Annotated in this window: 18 protein-coding genes; 15 read left to right on the top strand and 3 right to left on the bottom strand. The window is 58.9% G+C overall.

Annotated elements, in window-relative coordinates; genetic code table 11:
* Positions 1 to 92 precede the first annotated feature (92 nt).
* The 6 genes from OGM60_08525 (at position 93) to yihA (ending at position 4,812) form a co-directional block, all read left to right on the top strand.
* Complete coding sequence (locus tag OGM60_08525; protein UYI98923.1) at positions 93 to 947, top strand: DegV family EDD domain-containing protein; 855 nt, start codon at positions 93 to 95, stop codon at positions 945 to 947.
* Between the two features lie 186 nt (positions 948 to 1,133).
* Positions 1,134 to 1,952, top strand: coding sequence for a pyruvate formate-lyase-activating protein (gene pflA, locus OGM60_08520; protein UYI98922.1), 819 nt, complete (start codon positions 1,134 to 1,136; stop codon positions 1,950 to 1,952).
* 502 nt (positions 1,953 to 2,454) lie between these two features.
* Positions 2,455 to 3,015, top strand: a complete 561-nt coding sequence (locus OGM60_08515) for a hypothetical protein (protein UYI98921.1) — start codon at positions 2,455 to 2,457, stop codon at positions 3,013 to 3,015.
* A 50-nt stretch (positions 3,016 to 3,065) separates the two neighbouring features.
* Positions 3,066 to 3,365: a hypothetical protein gene (locus tag OGM60_08510; GenBank protein ID UYI98920.1), complete on the top strand. Its 300-nt coding sequence runs from the start codon at positions 3,066 to 3,068 to the stop codon at positions 3,363 to 3,365.
* Between the two features lie 78 nt (positions 3,366 to 3,443).
* A complete protein-coding gene (gene mtnN / locus OGM60_08505) occupies positions 3,444 to 4,184 on the top strand; it encodes a 5'-methylthioadenosine/S-adenosylhomocysteine nucleosidase (GenBank protein UYI98919.1) in 741 nt (246 codons plus the stop codon).
* Between the two features lie 37 nt (positions 4,185 to 4,221).
* Positions 4,222 to 4,812, top strand: coding sequence for a ribosome biogenesis GTP-binding protein YihA/YsxC (gene yihA / locus OGM60_08500; protein UYI98918.1), 591 nt, complete (start codon positions 4,222 to 4,224; stop codon positions 4,810 to 4,812).
* A gap of 258 nt (positions 4,813 to 5,070) precedes the next feature.
* Here yihA and thrB read toward each other — a convergent pair whose 3' ends face one another.
* Together thrB and thrC are read right to left on the bottom strand one after the other, a co-directional pair.
* Positions 5,071 to 5,952 carry a homoserine kinase gene (gene thrB / locus OGM60_08495; GenBank protein ID UYI98917.1) on the bottom strand — a complete coding sequence of 294 codons (882 nt, stop codon included), beginning with the start codon at positions 5,950 to 5,952 and terminating at the stop codon, positions 5,071 to 5,073.
* 200 nt (positions 5,953 to 6,152) lie between these two features.
* A complete protein-coding gene (thrC, locus tag OGM60_08490; GenBank protein UYI98916.1) occupies positions 6,153 to 7,670 on the bottom strand; it encodes a threonine synthase in 1,518 nt (505 codons plus the stop codon).
* Between the two features lie 103 nt (positions 7,671 to 7,773).
* Here thrC and OGM60_08485 point away from each other — a divergent pair, with 103 nt between their 5' ends.
* From OGM60_08485 to OGM60_08445, 9 genes are all read left to right on the top strand, one after another.
* Positions 7,774 to 9,162, top strand: coding sequence for an aspartate kinase (locus OGM60_08485; protein ID UYI98915.1), 1,389 nt, complete (start codon positions 7,774 to 7,776; stop codon positions 9,160 to 9,162).
* Positions 9,163 to 9,336: 174 nt separating this feature from the next.
* Complete coding sequence (locus OGM60_08480; GenBank protein ID UYI98914.1) at positions 9,337 to 10,362, top strand: aspartate-semialdehyde dehydrogenase; 1,026 nt, start codon at positions 9,337 to 9,339, stop codon at positions 10,360 to 10,362.
* A gap of 695 nt (positions 10,363 to 11,057) precedes the next feature.
* The gene (locus OGM60_08475) at positions 11,058 to 11,636 is read left to right on the top strand and encodes a methylated-DNA--[protein]-cysteine S-methyltransferase (GenBank protein UYI98913.1); all 579 of its coding nucleotides are present in this window, start codon (positions 11,058 to 11,060) and stop codon (positions 11,634 to 11,636) included.
* A gap of 228 nt (positions 11,637 to 11,864) precedes the next feature.
* Positions 11,865 to 12,554 carry a response regulator transcription factor gene (locus OGM60_08470; GenBank protein ID UYI98912.1) on the top strand — a complete coding sequence of 230 codons (690 nt, stop codon included), beginning with the start codon at positions 11,865 to 11,867 and terminating at the stop codon, positions 12,552 to 12,554.
* A 23-nt stretch (positions 12,555 to 12,577) separates the two neighbouring features.
* Positions 12,578 to 13,924: an ATP-binding protein gene (locus tag OGM60_08465; GenBank protein UYI98911.1), complete on the top strand. Its 1,347-nt coding sequence runs from the start codon at positions 12,578 to 12,580 to the stop codon at positions 13,922 to 13,924.
* A gap of 85 nt (positions 13,925 to 14,009) precedes the next feature.
* Positions 14,010 to 14,711, top strand: a complete 702-nt coding sequence (locus tag OGM60_08460; protein ID UYI98910.1) for an ABC transporter ATP-binding protein — start codon at positions 14,010 to 14,012, stop codon at positions 14,709 to 14,711.
* Positions 14,712 to 14,716: 5 nt separating this feature from the next.
* Positions 14,717 to 17,482, top strand: a complete 2,766-nt coding sequence (locus OGM60_08455) for a hypothetical protein (GenBank protein UYI98909.1) — start codon at positions 14,717 to 14,719, stop codon at positions 17,480 to 17,482.
* A 639-nt stretch (positions 17,483 to 18,121) separates the two neighbouring features.
* On the top strand, positions 18,122 to 19,042 hold the full coding sequence (locus OGM60_08450; protein ID UYI98908.1) for a helix-turn-helix domain-containing protein: 921 nt from the start codon (positions 18,122 to 18,124) through the stop codon (positions 19,040 to 19,042).
* 446 nt (positions 19,043 to 19,488) lie between these two features.
* Entirely contained in the window at positions 19,489 to 19,809 is a 321-nt protein-coding gene (locus tag OGM60_08445) for a hypothetical protein (GenBank protein UYI98907.1), read from the top strand.
* A 523-nt stretch (positions 19,810 to 20,332) separates the two neighbouring features.
* Here the strand turns inward: OGM60_08445 and OGM60_08440 are convergent.
* The gene (locus OGM60_08440; GenBank protein ID UYI98906.1) at positions 20,333 to 21,412 is read right to left on the bottom strand and encodes a 6-phosphofructokinase; all 1,080 of its coding nucleotides are present in this window, start codon (positions 21,410 to 21,412) and stop codon (positions 20,333 to 20,335) included.
* Positions 21,413 to 21,534: the final 122 nt, after the last annotated feature.

Genomic DNA, 21,534 nt, shown 5'->3' with positions numbered 1-21,534 from the left:
GCGTCTCTTTGGCGCTCTGCCGCCGTTGTGCAACAGTGCGGCGGCGCGTGCCATGTGTTGAAAAGCCAATGTTGAGATGGGTCGTGATGATAATGGGCAAGTACGTAATCGTGGTTGAGTCTGGTTCGGATGTGACGCCGGAGCTCTGCGAACGCTACGGTATCGTGCGCGTACCTATGCATGTCACGATTGGTGACGAGACCGTCGAGGACGGCTCGATCGATCCGCTCGAGATTTATTCGCGCTGCAACGAGTTTGGCGTGATGCCCAAGACCAGCGGCTGCGCGCCGGCAGATTTTGCGCACGTGTACGATCGCATCCATGCCGAGCAGCCCGATGCGACTATTCTGCACCTTGCGTATTCCGAGGCCACGACCTGCTCACACCAGTCTTCTAAGATTGCCGCCAAGGGTCGCGACTACGTCTACTCCATGGACACGCGTTTTGTCTCGGTGGGCCAGTCGCTTGTTGCCGTCGAGACCGCCAAATACATCGAGGCTCACCCCGATGCCACCGTCGACGAAATCTTTGCATTTACGAATTCCGTCATGGACCGTGTGCTGCTGGGCTTTGTTCCTACCGACCTAGCCTTCCTTAAGGCGGGCGGTCGTCTATCCAACGTGGCATTCCTCGGTGCCCATCTGCTCAAGATTAAGCCCTGCATTGAGGTAACGGGCGGCAAGTTCGTGGCAACCAAGAAGTTCCGCGGCTCTATGCTCAAGTGCGCCCGCGCCTTTATTGACCACATGGTTGCGAAGGGCGAGATTGACTACTCGCATATTGGCCTGGCGTATTCGGTAGGCCTTTCCCAGGAGCTGCGCGACGACATGGAAGTCTATGCGCACGACCTGGGCTTTAAGGACGTTACCTGGACTCAGGTCGGCGGTGTCATCTCGAGCCATTGCGGCCCGACCGCCTTCGGTGCGGTGCTCACGCTTAAGGCGTAAGGTCTGGCGTCTATCGATTTCTATTGCCTCAGCGGCGGGCGGGTTGCGATAACCTTCCCGCCGCTCTTGCGTAGGGCCAAATAGGACAACCCAATTGACCGCTAAACCGTTTCGCCATCATGCGTATGGGCTAGAATGATTCTGGCATTTATGTAGCTAAAACCAATGAGAGGCAAGGTAGCGGGAATGGCTGAGATGACGCTCGAGGGTGTGGACGCTCGTCCCGAGGACTCTGCGTTTGCCCTGGGCCGCGTACATTCGATTGAGACGATGGGAACGGTCGATGGACCCGGCATCCGCTTTGTGGTGTTTGTTCAGGGCTGCCCCATGCGCTGTGCGTATTGCCACAACCCCGATACCTGGTCGGTTAGCGGCGGCACCATGGTGACCGTCGAGCACCTGATGGACGAGTTCCAGAGCAACCATGAGTTTTACCGCAGCGGCGGTATTACGGTGTCCGGCGGCGAGCCGCTCTTGCAGCCCGCGTTTTTAGCCGACCTGTTCCGTGCAATGCACAACAACCCCGATGGCCGCGTGCATACCTGCCTCGACAGCTGCGGCTATGCGTTTGACCCCAACCATCCCGAGAAGTTCGATACTGTTCTCAACGAGACCGACATGGTGCTGCTCGACATCAAGCATGCCGATCCCGTTGAGCATAAAAAGCTGACCGGTTGCGATCCCGCACGCATTCTGGCGTTTGGTGATGAGCTTGCCCGTCGCAAGATTAAGGTCGTTATCCGCCACGTGGTGGTGCCCGGCATTACCGATACGGTTGAGGAGTGCGAGGCGCTCGGCCGCCTCATCGCTCCATGGCACAACGTGGTGGGCCTGGAAATGCTGCCGTATCACACGATGGGTGTCGTCAAGTACGAGCAATTGGGCATTCCCTATAAGCTCGAGGGCGTTCCACAGATGGATACCGCGCGCATGCCCGAGCTGCGCAACGCCGTCATGACGGGCATGAAAAAGCGTCGCGCGGAACTCAAAAACGCTATCGGCTAGCGAGCCATTTTCGCTCCCCAAAGGCACTCATTGGGGACAGACTTAAATGAGTGCCCCTGGGCACCAAGTTGATTGCCAAAGAGCTCCGTCAAGTTGCGGTGGAATAGTTCTTGTTTTTCGGCTTATGCCGCCCAAATAGGAACTATTCCACCGCAACTGCGTTTTGGGCGGAGATGCGCAACAGAATCGCGCCATTTGGATAAATACGCTTGTGGTTTCTTTAAAGACGCCTTAAACGCCGCTGAATATCTTTGGAAAGAAATGCCTGCTCGGTATTATGCTGCTCGTATATGAACGGTAGCAGTCAGGAGACCACGTGCGAAATAACGCATCGCGGGACGAGTATATGCCGCAGCATAGCAGCAGATATGAGACGAAGGGCACATCTTCGCGTGGCCTTGCCGACGCTCGCGTCCGCGTGACGAAGATTGCCGCCATTGGGATGCTAACGTTGGCGATTATTATCCTCGGAATTACCGCCAAAACCTACGCGTCGGAGCGAATGGCACACTCAGATGCGTCAACGGTACAGACGCAAAACGAGAAGGTTTCAAAGTCCAAAGCGTCGGCAGATCTCAAGACGAGACTTTCGAAGGCGGACTTCAACGATATCCCTTCGGGTGATACCGTTCAGGCCTTCTCGTTGGTGGATAACAAGACTCCTACCTTGGAGGATGAGAGCCTTGCCTTGCTCCAGGATGCCCTGAGTCGGGCGCAGGAGCTAGGCGATGTGGGCGTGGTGTTCTACGACCTGTCAAGCGGCAAGGGCGTGACGTATAACCCCGATGTCGAGGTTTACGGCGCGAGTAGCTACAAGGCGCTCTATGCGTTGTACATCTGCGAATTTCTGGTCGAGACGGGTCAGGTTTCACTCGATGATTCCCTTGGCACCTATGGTGGCTACAACATGGGTTGGCAGACGGTGCGCGACCTGATCGAGGCCGCGATCGTTAATTCGGACAACGATTCGTTTATTGCGTTACGCGCGACGTTTGACCGTGTCGGTTACGAGATTGGATTGCCAGTCTTGGCATCGATTACGATACCGCACTCGATCCGATGAGTGATTTTCCCACCTATTGCCCGCGCACCTCGGCCAAGTTGTGGCGCGAGATGAGCGAGTATTTGAGCCGTGATACCGAGACGTCGCAATGGCTATCGGATCTTCTGGCCTCTACGACCCGGTCCTTTATCCGCGACGGCATTGCGGACGACCAAGCCCTGGTGCGCAACAAGGCCGGCTGGATTAGCGAGGATGGTTGCTATTCGACATGCGATGCGGGCCTCATCGATGTCGATGGCGACACCTACATTATGAGTATCATGACATCGATGCCATGGAGCGATCGCTCGAGCGAGCTGGTGGCTGCGATTGCTAAGACATTCTTTGATACCCGAGCTGCGCTGGCCTAACGTGTTCGTTTGACGAGGTCAAACAAAATGCTGGTACCATACCGTGGTTGAGAATTTCGTATAGGTTTGGGGAATGGCATGGCTACCATCGCGATTATCGGTGCGCTCGAAAAAGAGATCATGCAGATTAAGGAAGAGTTGAGCAACGTTTGCATGGTACAGGAGGCGGGCTTGAACGTTGTGACCGGCGGGCTCGACGGCCTGTCGATTGTCGCCACGACGGCGGGTATGGGCACGGTAAACGCTTCCGCCGCAACACAGCACCTCATTAGCAAGTATGCTCCACAGGCAGTTGTGTTTTCTGGTATCGCAGGTGGCCTGAATCCCAAGCTCCATATCGACGATGTCGTCATTGGCAAATGCCTGCGCTATCTAGATACCGATACCGCGCTTATCGCCGAGTCTGCACCGGGGCTCGAGGAGTTTGTCTCGACGCCCGCGCTGGTCGATATTGCCGCCGATGTGCTTGCTGAGCGTGGGTTTGTTGATGCTTCGACAAATGAGACCGCTTCGAACGAGGGTGCAAAGCAGTTCCTGGTCGGCACGATTGCCACGGGTAACCGCTTTGTGACGGGCGCCGCTATGCGCAATGATGCCATCGAGGCGACGCATGCCGATTGTGTCGGCATGGAGGGCGCGGCAATTGCCCATGTCGCAACCAAAAATGGTGTCGATTGCCTGGTGCTGCGTGCTATCAGCGATAATTGTGACGAGGCGTATGATGCGATTTGCGACCGCGAGTTCGATTTGTTCGAGTATGCGCGTGCCGCAAGCGATATCACGCTCGATATCGTTCGACGCATTGCCGCTGCGCAATAGCGCGTTTTTTGCAAGATCCTACGACCAAGGAGTGTCCATGGCCGATTCCATTAACTACCAGCTTGCCAAGTTCGTCGCCAGCTACGGCAAGGTTTCGCAGATCCCCGAGTCCACCTGTCCCGAGGTGAGCTTTGTTGGCCGCTCCAACGTGGGCAAGTCGTCCATTATGAACAAGCTCTTTGGCCGCAAGAACCTGGTGAAGGTTTCGAGCACGCCGGGCAAGACAAGCAACATCAACTTCTTTGAGGCCGACGACGTTCACTTTGTCGACCTGCCGGGCTACGGTTTCGCCCGTCGTTCCAAGGCCGAGCGCGACCGTTGGGCCGAGCTCATCGGCGACTTCTTCGACTCCGAGCGCAGCTTTAACCTGGTCGTGTCGCTGGTGGATATTCGTCACGACCCGAGCAAGCTCGACCATGACATGATCGACTATCTGCAGGGCAACGAGTTCAACTTTATCGTCTGCCTCACCAAGGCCGACAAGCTCAGCCGCACCCAGCAGGCCCGCCAGGCAGCTGCCATCAAAAAGCAACTCAACGTCCCGGCCGAAAACGTAATCATCACAAGCTCCCAAACCGGCACCGGCATCGACGAACTCAAGCGCCGCATCGCCGAAGCCTGCCTCTAATAAGTGCCCCAGCCTAGCAAGAGCCCTCCCCAATAAAGAGCCAAATTATCAGCCCGGCGCCCCTTCAAAGCGTGGGTCCCTGTAGACATCGCTCGCCACGTTGCCATAGGGCCACCCAGGGGCATCCCCTTAAAAATATTCCGCAGCACGAGGCCCGCTTATCCGCAGCTCCGAAGGAGCAGGATAAGCGGGCCTCAAGTGCGAGGACGTTTTTAAGGGGATGCCCCTGGGTGGCCCGGACAGACCGATCGGCGATGTCTACAGGTACTCGATTTGAGCGCCTTCCGTGTCGCACGTCAGAATATGCGTATCACACTTAGGGAACTGCTCGCGCAGCTTGACCTGCAGGAACTTTGCCACGATGGTGTCGTCGGTCACAGCCATAAGGGTCGAGCCCGATCCGCTGATCCAGATGGTCTTGGCGCCGCCGTTAAGGCAGGTGTCGCGCACGGCGTTGTAGTCGGGAATCAGACGGCGACGATAGGGTTCCTGGATGCGGTCGTCATTGGCGGCGGCAATCAGGTCGAGGTTGCCGGACTCAAGACCGCGCGTCATGCCGGCGATGCGGCCCATCTGCCATACGGCGGTGGAGAGCGGAACCTCCTGCGGCACGACCTTGCGCGCCTCGCTCGTATGCACCTCGTAGGGAGGAATCACGGTAATAAAACGCAGGCGATCGCTCACCTCGTAGCGCAGGCACTGGGGGAGCGAATCGGTCGGCGTAAAGGAGCAGACGGCGCCGCCCAGGATAGCGGGGGCGACGTTATCGGGATGGCCCTCGACCTCGGTGGCAATGCGGACGAGCTCGGCACGGTCGACGGTGTGGCCTGTCAGCGCGGCGGCGGCCATAATGCCGGCGACGACACAGGTGGAGCTGGAGCCCAGGCCGCGGGCGACGGGAACGTCAGTCTGAATGTCGATGGCGACGGGGAAGGCCGGCTCGCCCCATGCGGCCAGTGCATCGACAAAGCTAACGTAGACCAGGTTGTTCTCGTTTTGGAATTCCTCGGGGCAGCCCGTGATGGTGAGCTTGTCGGCGCGCTCGAAGGTGAAGTGCGAGTAGAGGCTGACGGCCATGCCGAGGGTGTCGTAGCCAATGCCTAGGTTCGCGCTGGTGGCGGGGACGGTGATTTTGATCATGGGAATCTCCTGGGCGGTCTGCCTGTTTAGTTCGCTGCTCGGGCAGTCCTGGCTCGCTCGGAAAGCACATTAAGTGCTTTCCGGCTCGTGCGGAACTCGCGACGAACTAAACAGGCAGACCCGCATGTCAGCTCGTCATTATCCCGGTGAGTATCTGATAAAAGAAGGTGCGCCGGCTTTCGCCGGCGCCTAGTAAGGGTTTAGTTGGTAGCCATCTTTTTTGCAGCCTGCTCTACGTAGTTGGCCATGTCGGCTACGTCGCAGACGTCTTCGAAGCGGACGGGCTTGGACTCGAGCTCGGCGAGCTGGACCGGGGCAACCGTGTTGGTTGCCTGCTCGAGCACGCGCATGGCCTCAAAGTCGTCCTCGGGAACGTCGAGGCCCAGGGCGTCGCAGCAGGCGCGCGGGAACTTGTAGGGGCTGGCGGTCGAAAGCAGCACGCGGGCCTTGGCGCCCTCGGCGGGAGCGACCTGCTCAAAGACGTGATAGCCGCAGGCGGTGTGCGGGTCGATCACGTAGCCGTTCGCGTCCCAGCAGCTCTTGATGGCAGTGCGTACCTCGTCCTCGCTGGCCCAACCGCAGCCAAAGACGCTCTGAATCTTTGCCAGCAGGTCGGCGGGAACTTCGTAGCGACCAGTCCGCGCCAGCTGCTCCATAAGGCCGGCAACGAGCTCACAGTCGCCATCGGACAGGAAGTAGAGCATGCGCTCCAGGTTAGAGCTGATGAGGATGTCCATCGAAGGCGAGATGGTCGTGAAGAACGGGCGGTTGCGGTCGTAGACGCCGGTGCTCAGGAAGTCAGCCAGCACGTTGTTCTTGTCGCTCGCGACGATGAGCTTGGCGACGGGCAGACCCATGCGCTTGGCATAGTAACCGGCCAGGATATCGCCAAAGTTGCCGGTCGGTACGCAGAACTCCACGGCGTCGCCGGCCTCGATGGCGCCGGCGCGCAACAGCTGCGCATAGGCGGCAAAGTAGTAGACGACCTGCGGTACCAGACGGCCGACGTTGATGGAGTTGGCGCTCGAAAGCACCGTGCCTGCGGCCTCCAGACGCTCGGCAAGCTCCTTATCGGCAAAGATGCGCTTGACGGCGCTCTGGGCGTCGTCAAAGTTGCCGCGGATGCCGCAGACGGCGACGTTATCGCCCTCCTGAGTGGACATCTGCAGATTCTGTACGCGGCTGACTTTGCCCTCGGGATAAAAGACGGTGATGCCCGTGCCCGGGGCGTCGGCAAAGCCGGCGAGTGCTGCCTTGCCCGTGTCACCCGACGTGGCGGTGACGATCATGATGCGCTCGGCGCCGCCGTCCTGGGCGGAGGTGCGGGCCATGAGGCGGGGGAGCATCTGCAGGGCGACGTCCTTGAAGGCGCTCGTGGGGCCGCCAAAGAGCTCCATCACATAGGTCTGAGGGGCGTCGGTGCCCGGTGCTGCGTCGAGCTTGACGAGAGGCGTGACCTCTTCACTCGCGAACGTGCCGCGGTATGCCTCGTCGACACACGCCGAAATTTCTTCGTCCGTGTAATCGTTCAGTAACATTCCCAACACATTTTGAGCGATTTCAAAGTACGATTTATCAGCAAGCGAGCTGATATCGACCTGCTGGGTGCCAAGCTCGTCCGAGACAAACAAACCCCCGTCGGGAGCGATGCCGGTACGGATTGCCACCTTACTTGAGCATGATAAAGTGCGTCCTCGTGTACTATGATAAGTTCCCATATAACAGTGCTCCTCGGATACCTTGGTCCCAATCGGTGAAACCATGGTATCAGAGCGCGCAAAACAGGTTTGCAGAGGCTTTTAGAAAGGTAACCTCCACGCCATGATAAAAATTGCCAAGTTTGGCGGCTCGTCGGTCGCCGACGCCGAACACTTCAAGAAGATCAAGGCCATCGTCGATGCCGACCCTGCCCGCCGTTTTGTGGTGGTTTCCGCCTGCGGTCGCCGCTTTAAGGGCGACACCAAGGTGACCGACCTGCTCTACCTGGTTAACGCGCACGTTAAGTATCACGTGTCGTGCGAGGAGCTGCTCGAGGACATCGGTCAGCGCTATTTTGATATCGCTGACGAGCTGGAGCTCACCTATCCCATCCGCGAGGAGTTCGCAGCCTTTGCCGAGCGCGCCCGCTCGGGCGGCTACTCCACCGAGGAGCTTGTGAGCCGCGGCGAGTACTTCACCGCTCGCCTGATGTCCGAGTATCTGGGCCTGCCGTTCCTGGACGCCGCGACGGTTGTGGCGTTCCATCACGATGGTACGCTCAGCATGAACCGCACCTCCGAGCTGGTGCAGGAGTACGGCCAGCAGGGTGGCTTTGTTATGCCCGGTTTCTACGGCGCGACGCGTGAGGGCCAGATCAAGCTGCTCGATCGAGGCGGTGGCGATATTTCGGGCTCGATTCTGGCCAAGTGCCTTGGCGCCGATCTGTACGAGAACTGGACCGACGTTTCGGGCTTCTATTCTGCCGATCCGCGTATTGTTCCCGAGGCTCAGCCCATTGCGCGCGTTACCTACGAGGAGCTGCGCGAGCTTTCGTACATGGGCGCAAGCGTCCTGCACGAGGAGGCCGTGTTCCCCGTGCGCGAGGCAGGCATTCCGCTGGTCATCAAGAACACCAATGCGCCGCAGGACCCCGGCACCATCATTAGCGAGACGGCTGACGAGGGCGAGGCGGAGCCCATCATTACCGGCGTGACCGGCAAACGCGGCTTTGTCGCCATCAATGTGGCCCGCGACCGCACCAAGCCCCGTGTCGGCTTTATGCGCCGCGCGCTTTCGGTCTTCGAGCGCTATGACGTTTCCGTTGAGCACATGCCCACCGGTGTCGACCGCTTTGGCGCCGTGGTGCAGGAGCAGGACGTTCACGATTCGCTGTACTCGCTTGTGAGCGACATTCAGCAGGAGGTCGAGCCGCTCGAGATCGAGGTTGTCGAGGGCCTGGCGCTCATCGCTACCGTCGGCCGTAACCTGCGCGGCCGCGCAGGTATCTCGGGCCATCTGTTTGGTATGCTTGGCCAGGCGGGCGTGAGCGTGCGTATGATTTCGCAGAGCTGCGACGAGATCAACATCATTATCGGTGTCGAGGAGAAGGACTTCGACCTGGCGATTCGGACCATTTACCGTGCCTTCTCCGACGAGAACGGCATTGTGAAGGTCTCCGACCTGGAGGCTTCCGCGCCGGTCGATCCCGCCCTGGCTGCGCTCCACAAGTAGCTACTATCTCGCTAGATTTTTGGGACTCGCCTCAAAAATCTACGGCGGGGCGTTTCGTTTCGGTTTCGTTTCGACGGGGCGGGTTTCGTGTCCGCCCCGTTCTTGTATACACTGACAACAATAATCAGCCTGCTCGGCGTGCGGGCAAAAGCCAAAACCTTTAAAGGGGGAAGCATGAAACAGTACACGGTTGCTATTTTGGGCGCGACGGGAGCCGTGGGCACCCAGATGCTCGAGTGCCTAAACGAGCAGGAGTTCCCGGTCGGCAAGCTCAAGCTGTTGGCAAGTGCACGCTCCGCGGGTAAGACCGTTGAGTTCCGCGGTGAGCAGATCGTGATCGAAGAGGCTTGCCCCGAGGCCTTTGAGGGCTGTGATATTGTGCTCGGAGCCGCCGGTGACGATATCGCGAAGGAGCTACTGCCTGAGGCCGTCAAGCGCGGCGCCGTCGTGGTCGACAACAGCCATGCCTTCCGCATGGATCCCGAGGTACCGCTGGTCGTGCCCGAGATCAATGCCGACGATATCAAGTGGCATCACGGCCTTATCGCCAATCCCAACTGCGCGACCATCATCGGCCTGGTTCCCACGTGGCCGCTGCATCAGCTCGCCGGCGTGAAGCGCATGATTGTTTCGACGTATCAGGCGGCTTCGGGCGCCGGCGCTCCCGGTATGGCCGAGCTCGAGGCTCAGCTGGTCGCCCTGGGCCGTGGCGAGGAGATTCCCGAGCCGCGCGCATTTGCCGCCCAGCTCGCGAGCAACCTGATTCCGCAGATTGGCGGCGTCAAGGAGGAGGGCTTTACCTCCGAGGAGATGAAGCTGCAGAACGAGGGCCGCAAGATCATGCACCTGCCCGAGCTGCGCGTGAACTGCACCTGCGTGCGCGTGCCTGTGCTGCGCTCGCACTCCGAGAGCATTACGCTTGAGTTTGAGCGCGACATTACGGTTGACGAGGCCCGTGCTGCGCTGGCTGCCGCTCCCGGCGTCAAGCTGGTTGACGATATGGCTGCCGAGGATGCGCACGAGCGCTTCCCCATGCCGATGGACACCTCCGACCAGGACCTGATTTGGGTCGGTCGTGTGCGCCGCGATATCTCGAACCCCGAGGCCGCGCGTGGCATCACCTTCTGGTGCTGCGGCGACCAAATCCGTAAGGGCGCGGCAACCAACGCCGTCCAGATCGCTAAGCTGCTCTGCGAGTAGCGGTTGACCTGTCCGGCGGGGGCCGGGCTTAGTTTTCAGAACGTCCTCGACCATGTGTGGCGCCTTGTCCTGCTCCTTCGGAGCTGCGGACAAGGCGCCACACTGGTCTGCGGAGTGTTCTGAAAACTAAGCCCGGCCCCGCCTGCGGCGACGCTGCTGTAAGCGGCTTGCGATGGGGCCGTTGTTGGTTGGGGCCGCTGGGCTGATGTGAGGGCACGTGGCCGTTGCGGGCCCTGGCCCCGGCGGCGGCCTCGGCGCTTCGCGCCTGCCGCCTTGGGGGACTGCGGAGCGCGGCCGGCAGCTGCGGCGCGTTGCGCCTGCTGCCTGGGGTGACTTTGGGGTTGGGGTGAATCGGGGTCTAATACTTTCCCGAGAAGTGAACGACCTTATTTGGACCCCCGAAGCATTGGCATATTTTGACCGCTATTTCCTGAGGTTTTGCAGCGCGAATCCTGCGGTTTTCTGGTCTAAAGATGTGGATGCTCCGGGGCTTCGTTTTTACTCGTTCACTTCTCGGGAAAGTATTAGAGCTCAGCTGATAGAGGTACCGCTCTGGCGTCGAAGCCCTGCGTCTTCTTCGCTTGATTGGGGAAAGCGGCCTCGCTTAAACAATTACGAGCCTGCCCAGGTGTATCTGACAGGTTGTCTGCACAGTTCGCGGTATTATGTTTGCGGAGTTTTGAAAGGAGCCGCTGGTGGTCACGACGACATTTGCTTCGCCTTTGGGCGAAATCCTGCTTGCCGCTGATGGCCGCGGTTTGACGGGGCTTTGGTTTGAAGGGCAGGAGCACTTTGGCTCTACGCTGCTCAAAGAGGATGCGGAGTATGTCGTAGGTGCCGATGCGGTTTCTGGTACCGGTGGGATGTCTTCGGTGAGTCCGGCAAATGGCGCGGCTTCTTCGGTGCTTGAGCGTTCTTGGGCTTGGCTGAATGCGTATTTTGCGGGGCAGGAGCCTCGGTTTACGCCGCCGTTGCATATGATTGGTACGGCGTTTCAGCGCGAGGTTTGGTTTGAGCTGCTTTCTATCCCGCGTGGCGAGGTCGCTACGTATGGCGAGATCGCCCAGCGTGTTGCCGCTCGACATCGTGTGCCGAGAAATGAGGACCCTGTTGTATCTCCCCGTGCGGTGGGGGCTGCGGTCGCTCGCAATCCCATTTCGATTATCGTGCCGTGCCATCGCGTGGTTGCCGCCGACGGCTCGCTTAACGGATATGCCGGCGGGCTCGATCGCAAGGAGTGGCTGCTTCGGCTTGAGGGCGCGTACGAGGCGTAACGCTCGAACACTTTGCATAACTAGGACGTCGCGAAAGGACGAGTCGCTGTCTTTTCGCGACCGGCATGCGTCCAAGCGCTCGGCATCTGAGCCTTAAGTTTGGTTAAGCTATATCCTGCGTATTTGAAAACGCGCAGGTTGAGCAGCTAAGGCTGCGCTAAGACGGCTGGCGGTGCACTATCATCGGCGGTATCGAAACCTGTATAGCCGTGCGCCAAAGGAACAACTATGAAGCTGATGCTTGCCGAGGACGAACCCGGCCTCTCCCGTGCCCTTACCGCGATTCTTCAACATAGCGACTACGAGGTCGATGCCGCCCTCGACGGTCTGACGGCGCTCGAATATCTGCTCGCCAACGACTATGACGCCGCAATCCTGGACATCATGATGCCCGGCATGGATGGCATTGAGGTGCTCAAGCGCACACGCGCCGCCGGTAAGCGACTGCCCATCATCATGCTCACGGCCAAAAGCGAGGTGTCCGATAAGGTTGAGGGCCTGGACGCCGGCGCCAATGACTATCTGACCAAGCCGTTTGCCGCCAAGGAACTGCTCGCGCGCATTCGCGCCATGACGCGCGCCGCGACTGCGATCGATGCCACGACGCTCAGTGTGGGCAACGTGCGCCTCGATACGGCGGCTTGCACGCTTGTGGGTCCCTTGGGCGAGGAACACCTAGCCAATCGCGAGTTTCAGCTTATGGAACTCTTTATGCGCAACGCTGGCACGCGCATGCCCACCGAGCGTCTGATGCTCGAGGTTTGGGGTGAGGACGCGCCCGAAGGCGCCAACGTGGTGTGGGTCTACATCTCGTACCTGCGCAAAAAGCTGGCGGCGCTGGGTGCCAATGTGGCCATCCGCGCGTCGCGCAACCAGGGATATTCGCTTGAGGTTGTCGAGGAAGGCGAGCAGGCGTGAGCGTGCGCACGTGGTGTAAACGCATGACGGAGCGGTTTCACGCCGCCTCGAGTAGTACGGGGCGGGCAAATTCTGCTGACGCATTGGGCCGCCGCCTGCGTCGCAAGTTCATCCTGGTTGCCATGGGCGCCGTGACCGTGGTGCTCACGCTCATCATCGCCGGCATCAACATCGTCAATTATTCGCATGTCTGCAAGATGGCCGACGCTCGCCTGGACTATATCCTGGCGGGCAAGGACGGTATCGATTGGGGGAACGAGCCTAAAGCCGATCCCGGCCAGGATGCGGTTGCCGGCAAGGTTGCTACTGGTAACCGGGCGGCTGTTCGCGACGGGCGTTTTGAAGGCATGACGGCGGAAGCTCCCTTTGACACGCGCTACTTTACGGTGACGATTGCCGCCGGACAGGTTGCCGATGTCAACACGGCCCGCATTGCCGCGGTGGGTGCCAAGCGCGCCGCCAGTATTGCCGCAAAGTTGCATTCCAAGGGTTGGGTCTCGGGTTTTTCTGGCAATTATCGCTATACGACTGACGTTCAAGACGGTGAGACCACCTATGTGTTCGTGGACTGCTCGCGTGAGCTTGCAAGCTTTCATTCGTTTTTGAGCGCGAGCGTGGCAATCAGTTGCATTGGCTGGTTGGCAGTGCTGGCAATTGTGGCGGGCGCCTCGGGTGCGGTGATTCGGCCGATGGTCGAGAGCTACAGCAAGCAAAAGCGCTTTATTACCGATGCAAGCCACGAGATCAAGACGCCGCTAGCTGTGATCGACGCCGCCAACGAGGTGCAGGAAATCGAGAGCGGCGAGAGCGAATGGACGCAGAGCATTCACGAGCAGGTCGCGCGGCTGACGGCGCTGACGGAGCGTCTGGTGTTCCTGGCGCGTATGGACGAGGGTTCGGCCGGCTTTACCATGACATCGATCGATCTTTCGGAGGCCGTGGACAAGGCGGCGGCGCCGTTTGAGTCGGTGGCGGTTTCGCGCGGCAAGCGTCTGTCGACGTCGATTGCGAGTGGCGTGCGGGCCCATGCCGATGCTGCGGCGGTAGCGCAGGTGGTTGAGTTGCTGCTGGACAACGCCACACGCTACGCAAGCGAGGGCAGCGTGATTGAGCTAAGCCTGCGCGCAGACTCGCGCGGTGCGGGCAAAGGCTCGGCCGAGCTTGTCGTATCGAATGCTGTTGATGAGCTGCCCGAGGGTGACCTGGACCGGCTGTTTGACCGCTTCTACCGCGCAGATGTCTCGCGTAACTCCAAGACGGGCGGCTCGGGCGTGGGCCTATCTGTGGTGCGAGCCATCGCCGAGGCCCATGGCGGGAGTGCTTCTGTCTGCGGCCACAGCAACCAGATTACCTTCATCGTCCGCTTCTAAAACCTGCCAAAATAAACCTGTCCCTTTTTGGTCGGTGGGAAATGGGTAATACTAAAGAGTTATCCGACCAGATTGGAATTAATCGATGGCTTATATCGAATTCAAAGACGTCATCAAAGCATACGGCGAGGGCGATGCCCGCATTCACGCGCTCGACGGCGCGAGCTTTACCGTTGAGCGCGGTGAGCTCGCCATTATCCTAGGCGCCTCGGGTGCCGGCAAGACCACGGCGCTCAACATCCTGGGCGGCATGGATACGGTAACCTCCGGCACCGTGACGGTGGACGGGCGTGACGTGAGCGCTGCCAACGAGGCACAGCTTGTGGAATACCGCCGCGCCGACGTGGGCTTTGTCTTCCAGTTCTACAATCTGGTCCCCAACCTGACGGCGCTCGAAAACGTCGAGCTCGCAGCTCAGATCTGCCCCGATTCGCTCGATGCCGAACAGACGCTTCGCCAGGTTGGCCTGGGCGAGCGCCTCGCCAACTTTCCGGCGCAGCTTTCGGGCGGCGAGCAGCAGCGCGTGTCCATCGCCCGCGCACTGGCCAAGAATCCCAAGCTGCTTTTGTGCGACGAGCCCACGGGTGCACTCGACTACAAAACTGGCAAGCAGATCTTGCAGCTACTGCAGGATACCTGTCGCAAGCAGGGCATCACGGTCATTATCATCACCCATAACTCCGCGCTGGCGCCCATGGCCGATCGCTTGATTCGCTTTAAGAACGGTCGCGTGGAGAGCGAGACGGTTCAGCAAAATCCCGTGTCTATCGAGACGATCGAGTGGTAGCGCCCATGGACCAAGATCGCCAAAACAGCCAAAACCACGATACGGAGCACGCGGGTCGCGACCGGGAGTTCGCGACCTACCGCACCGCTCAAAGCTCAAACGATATGGTGCCGACGGTATTTCGCCGTGGCATCTACCGCACGATTCGGGGCAGTCTTAAGCGCTTCCTATCTATCGTGGTCATCACCGCGCTCGGCGTGAGCGTGATGTGCGGCCTTAAGGCGGGTTGCGAGGACCTGTGCGATTCGGTCGACGCCTATTTTGACCAGCAGAATGTCTATGACATTAACGTGCAGTCGACCTATGGTCTTACGCGTGACGATCTTGCGGCTATCCAAGAGGTCGACGGCGTCGAGACGGCCGAGGGCATCTACACCGAGACCGCCTACACCGCCGTGGGCACAACGCGCGAGCGCGTGGTCGTGCAGAGCCTTTCCAAAGAGAACATCGATCAGCCGGTGCTCGTGAACGGCGATTTGCCCGAGAGCGCCGATGAGGTCGCGGTGACTTCGAAGTTCCTGAAGGCTTCGGGCAAAAAGCTCGGCGATACGGTGAGCTTTGCCGCCAATGACGCGAGCTCGTCGAACCAAAGCGCCAAGGATCAGTTTGCCGCAGGCGATTACACCATTACGGCCGAGGTCCTCGATCCCACTGATGTGAGCTCCGACTCGACAGTCAACGCCTTTCGCGCTGCTTCGGCGGCGGACTATAAGTTCTATGTGAGCGAGGATGCCGCGACATCTTCTTCCTACTCCGCGGTCCACGTGATCGTCGAGGGAGCCAAGAGCCTCAACTCCTATTCGGATGCCTACACGACAAAGATCAACGAGGTCAAAGGCAATATCGAGAAGATCCGCGAGGAGCGCGAGAAGGCGCGCGCTCAGGAGCTGACGGTCGACACGCCGGCAAGCTTGGATGCGGCCGAGCGTCAGACCGCCATGCTCTTTGGGATCGAGCAGGATAACATCAACCGTATGGCCGAGGGCAGCGAGGAGCGCGTCCAGGCTCAGACCGAGTTGGACCAGCGCCGCGCCGCCGCCGACCAGCATTTTGCCGATGCCCGCGCCGAGCTTTCCGATCTGGGCGAATGCACCTGGTACATTCAGGACCGCGGTAACATCGCAAGCTACTCGAGCGTCGAGAGCGACAGTTCTTCGATCGAGGCCATCGCCACGGTTTTCCCATTTATCTTCTTTGTCGTTGCTGTGCTCATCAGTCTTACCACCGCCACGCGCATGGTCGAGGAGGAGCGCACGCTCATCGGCCTGTACAAGGCACTCGGCTATTCGAGCGGGCGTATTCTGTCCAAATACGTGGACTATGCGCTGTGGGCATGTCTGATCGGCGGCGTGCTCGGCAACATCATCGGCTTTGTGGGCCTGCCACTGTTCTTGTTTACGGTGTTCGACGACATGTACTCGCTGCCCCAGATGCTGCTTTCGTACGATATCGTGTCTTCACTCGTGTCGGTGGCGCTGTTTGCCGTGGGCGTGGTGGGCGCTACGATTATCGCCTGCCGCCACGAGATGGCCGAGACCCCAGCCTCGCTCATGCGTCCCAAGGCCCCGCGCGCCGGCTCTCGCATCTTGCTTGAGCGCATCGGCTTTATCTGGCGCCGCATGGGCTTTTTGAACAAGGTGGCAGCACGTAACCTGTTCCGCTACAAAAAGCGCGCTTTTATGACCATCTTCGGTATCGCCGGCTGCACGGCGCTCGTGATCTGCGGTATGGGCATTCGCGACACGTCGGTGGCGCTTTCGCCCAAACAGTACGGGCATATCACGCGCTACGACCTGCTGGCGGTCGCCAATCCCGACGATTTTTCGCAGACGTGCGCGGCATTGGATGAGCGCAGCGCGGCCAATGATTTCAACGTGACCGTGACCTCGACCCTGCCGATTATGACCGACAACGTCACCTTTACGTTTGGCGGCAAGAGCGAGACCGTGCAGCTGATCGTGGTGCCCGATAACCGCACGAGTGACTTGGGCGATTACGTGCGTCTGGAGGATGAGTCAAAAGAACCGCTGTCTTTGCGTGACGGAGACGTGTATCTGAGCAAAAGTTCACAGCTGGTGCTGGGGATTCAGCCGGGCGATACGGCTCACGTCCAGGATTCGTCGCTCAATGTTGCCAAGGTCAAAGTCAGCGACATTTCGCTTAACTATCTGGGCAACACGCTTTACATGACGCAGGGCACCTATGAGCGCGCGTTCGGTCGAAGCGCACGTCTTAACGGCGTCTTTGTGCTGCTTAAGGGTTCGTCGGCCGACCAGATTGCGTTTAGCAAGAATCTTAAGAGTGACGGTTGGCTTACGATTTCGAGTACGGCCGAGCATTGGGAAAACTATGAGGCGAACTTTACGATCATCAATTCGGTTGTGGTGCTCGTGACCTTCATGGCAGCGTGCCTGTCGTTTGTGGTGGTGTTTACGCTGTCCAACACGAATATCTCCGAGCGCGAGCGCGAGCTGGCGACCATCAAGGTACTGGGCTTCCGCCGCGGTGAGGTGCACCATTACGTCAACAAGGAGACGTTGATCCTCACGGCGATTGGCGCTGCGCTGGGCGTGCCGCTGGGCGGCTTGCTGGCCGAGAGTTTTACGTACATTTTGCAGATGCCGTCGCTGTACTTTGATGTCGAGGTCGAGCCGCTAAGCTACGTGCTCGCCGTGGTGCTTTCCTTTGGCTTTACGTTTATCGTCAACCTCGCCACCAATCGTACCCTCAACAAGATCGACATGGTCGGCGCCCTCAAGAGTGCCGAGTAGCCTGTTCTGGGATTCAAGTTCTAGCGAGCCGTTGACGCGTCCACAACCGCCTTTTTGTATAAACCGCCCCGCCAAATGCATACTTTGACGGGGCGGTTGCTTTTTGCCCACTGGTGCCCCAGGGGGCGGCGTGCAAATTCCGGAGTATTCAGCATCCCGGAGTCCGCGGGCGCGGGGGCGGGAGTGCAAAACTGCGCTGAAAGCCCCGATTCTGAGCCCCAACGCCTCTAGAGCCGCTCGTTTTTTACAGGATGCGGCCCATGGTGCCTGCCTTTCGCCCAAAATCCAGTATGCAGGCACCCTCGGCTGCTGAATACTCCCAAAAATGCACGCCGCATCCTACCCTAGGCACCCGTAGCTACTCTGCGGGTGCGTGGCCTGATAGTAAGTTGCGGTGGAATAGTTCCTGTTTGGCATAGCAGAGCCATGAAACAGGAACTATTCCACCGCAACATATTGAGAGGGCTCTTGGCTGTTATGCGTACTGACATTTGTCATGAAAGGGCAGGCCATTAGGGGGTTGCTACTCGTAGTTGCGGTAGGGTTGGGGCAGATTCTAACTAGAAATGGTGGTCGCTACCGGTTATTCTCGGCATACTCGGCTCATTCGATTACGGTCGCCACATGAAAGGAACCACTATGGATCTTGCGATGGCACAGCGCCTCGTCGATCGCCGCAAAGCTGCCGGTCTTTCCCAGGAGGCTCTTGCTGCCCAGTTGGGCGTAAGCCGCCAAGCTGTCAGCAAATGGGAACGCAGCGAATCCTCGCCCGATACCGATAACCTTATTGCACTCGCCGCGCTGTATGGCGTGTCACTGGATGAACTGCTGTATGGAGAAGCGGTTTGTGATACCGATGACTCGGCAGACAGTGACTCTGGCGCAGACAATTTGGACGAGTCTGAAGGCGCCGAGTCTTCTACCGAGCACGTGGATCCTGACGGCAAGCCACTTGTCGATATTTCTCTCGCACGCGGTATCCATGTTATTGATCCCAACAAAGGCGAAGAGGTTCATGTTGGTTGGAGTGGCATCCACGTGGCTAACGAGCGCAAGGGTGAAGAGGTCCATGTGGGGCCGGGCGGATTGCATATCGATACGCTAGAGGATGATGGACACAGTGTACATACCAATGACGACGGCACCGTCACCATCGACGGCGAGACGTTTTCCAGCTGGAAAGAGGCACACGACAAGCTCGACCATCATGGCAAGCATTTCCACACCAAGATCGGTCGCGCATGGAACGAGTTTCCCTTTCCTGCACTTGTCGTCCTCGCCTATCTCGCGCTCGGCATCATCTGCGGCACGTGGGGTATGGGGCTCTTTCTGGTCTTTCTGATTCCCGTCTACTATGCGATGGGCGACTTCATCGACCGACGTCATCTATCTAAGCTAATCGGCAGCGTCTATCCAACAGCCGCCATTGCCTGGTTTCTCTATATGTGGCTTTGCTTGGCGCAGCCCCATCCCGCATGGGTCATCCTCATCACGCTTCCCTTCATAGAGGCACTCATGTGCTGGTGCCGAAAGCAATGGAAGCGCCGCAAACAAGCCTAAGCCGTTCCAACCCGTCAACAATGCTTGGCCAACGCCGCTCGCCCCTTCCAAGTTGCGGTGAAATACGGACCGTTGAGGACCTTGGAGTGTCTAACAGTCCCTATTTCACCGCAACTCACGAATGGGGCGGGCAATTCCAGCACGGGAACTGGCATTTAACTCACTGCATGCCAAGAAAAAGGCCGATTTACTACGATGAACTCGATGAGGCTGACCACACTTATCTTTTTCGAAAATCGGCAAGCCATCTACCTGCGGTTTTACTTTCACCCTTTTCGGCATGGTCGAAGGCATTCGAATCATCGTAGTAATTAGGCGCATTTTGTAGCAAACGGTTCATTCAGGTTCATACTCGAAGAACGAAGGTCCCTTGATCCACGGTTGCGAGCAAAATACCAAATAGAATAGAGTCGTTTGGCAAAGTCCGCTTGTCGAGTGGAGGAAGCATGGGCGAGCTAGCTGAAAGCGACTGGAAGCTGTTTAAAGAGCTGCTCCCAAAATGGCAAGAAAGCTATATGGAAATGCTCATCGGCCAGTACATCGAGATACTGAACGGTGGCAGTGAAGCGTCCAGTAGATTTTGGGCGTTAGAAGAGCGTATCAATAGGGACAAGCTGTCCTCAGGAGTGCTTGTGAACGATATTCGCCGCAGCACCATGCATTACGAGATTGCCAACTTGCTTTCCGATAACGTGATCACGCTCGACGACCTTGACGGTTTCACCGAAGACATTAAGGGCTACGCACGACGTTGCATCGGTCGGTAAGAACGCTGGGCGGCATGCGCATCCACAGCCGCTGTACTGCATAAACCGCACCGCAAAATGCATATTTCGGCTGGGTGGTTGCTTTTTGCCCACAGGTACCCCCGGGGGCGGCGTGCAAATTCCGGAGTATTCAGCATCCCGGAGCCCGCGGGTACGGGAACGGGTGCACAAAACCGCGTTGAATGCCCTGGTCCTGGACCCCCAATGCCTCAAGAGCTGGTCATTTTTTACAGAACGTGGCCCATGGCGCCTGCTTTTCGCCCAAAATCCAGTATGCAGGCACCCACGGCTGCTGAAAACTCCCGAAAATGCACGTTGCACCCCACCCTAGGCACCCGCAGCAAGAAGGCGAATAGCCTCGGTCTCCTTAGTTACCGTAGGAGGCCCCAGGGCTTACCTCCCAAATCTTTCCGCAGGACGGAAGGACCCCGCCGCGCGAAGCGCACGGCGGGGTCCTGACATGTCCGAGGACGATTTGGGAGGTAAGCCCTGGGGCCTCCGATGGGGGCGGTTCCAGCCGAGGCTATTCGTCGCCGAAGCTGATGCCCAACGCCTTGGCCTCGCGCACCAGATCGCTCTGGGGATCGACAAACTTGAGCTTGCCGGCGACATCCTCGAGCGGCATATGGCACATCTTGCCGTCGCGCAGGGCAATCATGTAGCCAAACTCGCCGCGCAGGCAGCCGAGCGCTGCCTCGACGCCGCACTGGGTCGCAAAGATGCGGTCCTGGGCGTCGGGCTGGCCGCCGCGCTGCGTGTGGCCGGGGATGGCGACGCGGGTCTCGCGACCGGTCTTGGCCTCGATCTCCTTGGCGATGTCGTACACGATTGACGGGCTCGTGCGCTCGGCGAGCTTCTTCTTGTACTCCTTCTTGGGCAGCGCCGCGTCCTCCTTGGAGATAGCGCCCTCGGCGACGGCCACGATAGTAAAGCGGCTGCCGGTCTCCATGCGATGCTCGATGGTCTTGATGACGTTATCCATGTCGTAGGGAATCTCGGGAATCAAGATGACATCTGCGCCGCCCGCGACGCCGGCATACAGCGGAATCCAGCCAACCTTGTGACCCATGATCTCGATAACGAACACGCGGCCGTGACTTGAGGCGGTGGTGTGGATGTCGTCGATGCACTTGGTAGCGACGTCGATGGCGCTCGTAAAGCCAAACGTCAACTCGGTGCCCCAGGTGTCGTTATCGATGGTCTTGGGCAGCGCGATAACGTTGAGGCCCTCTTCGCGCAGGCGGTTGGCGGTCTTGGTGGATCCGTTGCCACCCAGCATAAACAGGCAGTCGAGCTGCAGTTTATGATAGGTGTGGACCATTGCGGGCACCTTCTCGACGCCATCGGCCTCGGGAACATTCAGGCGCTTGAACGGCGTACGGCTCGTGCCCAGGATGGTGCCGCCGCGGGTGAGGATGCCGCTAAAATCGGCGGGCGTCATGACGCGGAATCTGCTGTAGATAAGGCCCTGGTAGCCGTCCTCAAAACCATAGATCTCGATAGGTTCTTCGCTATTTGTCATAAGCGTTTTGACGATGCCGCGCATAGTGGCGTTGAGCGCCTGGCAGTCGCCGCCACTGGTAAGAAGACCGATCCTAAGCATGATGAATCCTTCCGGGCAAGTTATAACATGCGCATAAGTTTACCCCCGCACACTGTTGACGCGGGGGTAAAACGTGTTAGCTCAAGCGTATGGAAATGTAAACAACGTCAGGCGGGCGTAAG

It is taken from the genome of Coriobacteriaceae bacterium, from assembly GCA_025757745.1.
Classification (GTDB): Bacteria; Actinomycetota; Coriobacteriia; order Coriobacteriales; family Coriobacteriaceae; genus Collinsella.
This window is presented reverse-complemented; position numbering and strand designations above follow the sequence as displayed.

Coding starts and splice junctions, on each gene's coding strand:
- yihA (UYI98918.1), top strand. CDS start 4,222: ATGGCCGATTCCATTAACTACCAGCTTGCCAAGTTCGTCGCCAGCTAC.
- OGM60_08465 (UYI98911.1), top strand. CDS start 12,578: ATGACGGAGCGGTTTCACGCCGCCTCGAGTAGTACGGGGCGGGCAAAT.
- OGM60_08510 (UYI98920.1), top strand. CDS start 3,066: ATGAGCGAGTATTTGAGCCGTGATACCGAGACGTCGCAATGGCTATCG.
- OGM60_08470 (UYI98912.1), top strand. CDS start 11,865: ATGAAGCTGATGCTTGCCGAGGACGAACCCGGCCTCTCCCGTGCCCTT.
- OGM60_08525 (UYI98923.1), top strand. CDS start 93: ATGGGCAAGTACGTAATCGTGGTTGAGTCTGGTTCGGATGTGACGCCG.
- OGM60_08455 (UYI98909.1), top strand. CDS start 14,717: ATGGACCAAGATCGCCAAAACAGCCAAAACCACGATACGGAGCACGCG.
- OGM60_08485 (UYI98915.1), top strand. CDS start 7,774: ATGATAAAAATTGCCAAGTTTGGCGGCTCGTCGGTCGCCGACGCCGAA.
- OGM60_08445 (UYI98907.1), top strand. CDS start 19,489: ATGGGCGAGCTAGCTGAAAGCGACTGGAAGCTGTTTAAAGAGCTGCTC.
- OGM60_08440 (UYI98906.1), bottom strand. CDS start 21,412: ATGCTTAGGATCGGTCTTCTTACCAGTGGCGGCGACTGCCAGGCGCTC.
- pflA (UYI98922.1), top strand. CDS start 1,134: ATGGCTGAGATGACGCTCGAGGGTGTGGACGCTCGTCCCGAGGACTCT.
- OGM60_08480 (UYI98914.1), top strand. CDS start 9,337: ATGAAACAGTACACGGTTGCTATTTTGGGCGCGACGGGAGCCGTGGGC.
- OGM60_08460 (UYI98910.1), top strand. CDS start 14,010: ATGGCTTATATCGAATTCAAAGACGTCATCAAAGCATACGGCGAGGGC.
- OGM60_08515 (UYI98921.1), top strand. CDS start 2,455: ATGGCACACTCAGATGCGTCAACGGTACAGACGCAAAACGAGAAGGTT.
- mtnN (UYI98919.1), top strand. CDS start 3,444: ATGGCTACCATCGCGATTATCGGTGCGCTCGAAAAAGAGATCATGCAG.
- thrC (UYI98916.1), bottom strand. CDS start 7,670: ATGGGAACTTATCATAGTACACGAGGACGCACTTTATCATGCTCAAGT.
- OGM60_08450 (UYI98908.1), top strand. CDS start 18,122: ATGGATCTTGCGATGGCACAGCGCCTCGTCGATCGCCGCAAAGCTGCC.
- thrB (UYI98917.1), bottom strand. CDS start 5,952: ATGATCAAAATCACCGTCCCCGCCACCAGCGCGAACCTAGGCATTGGC.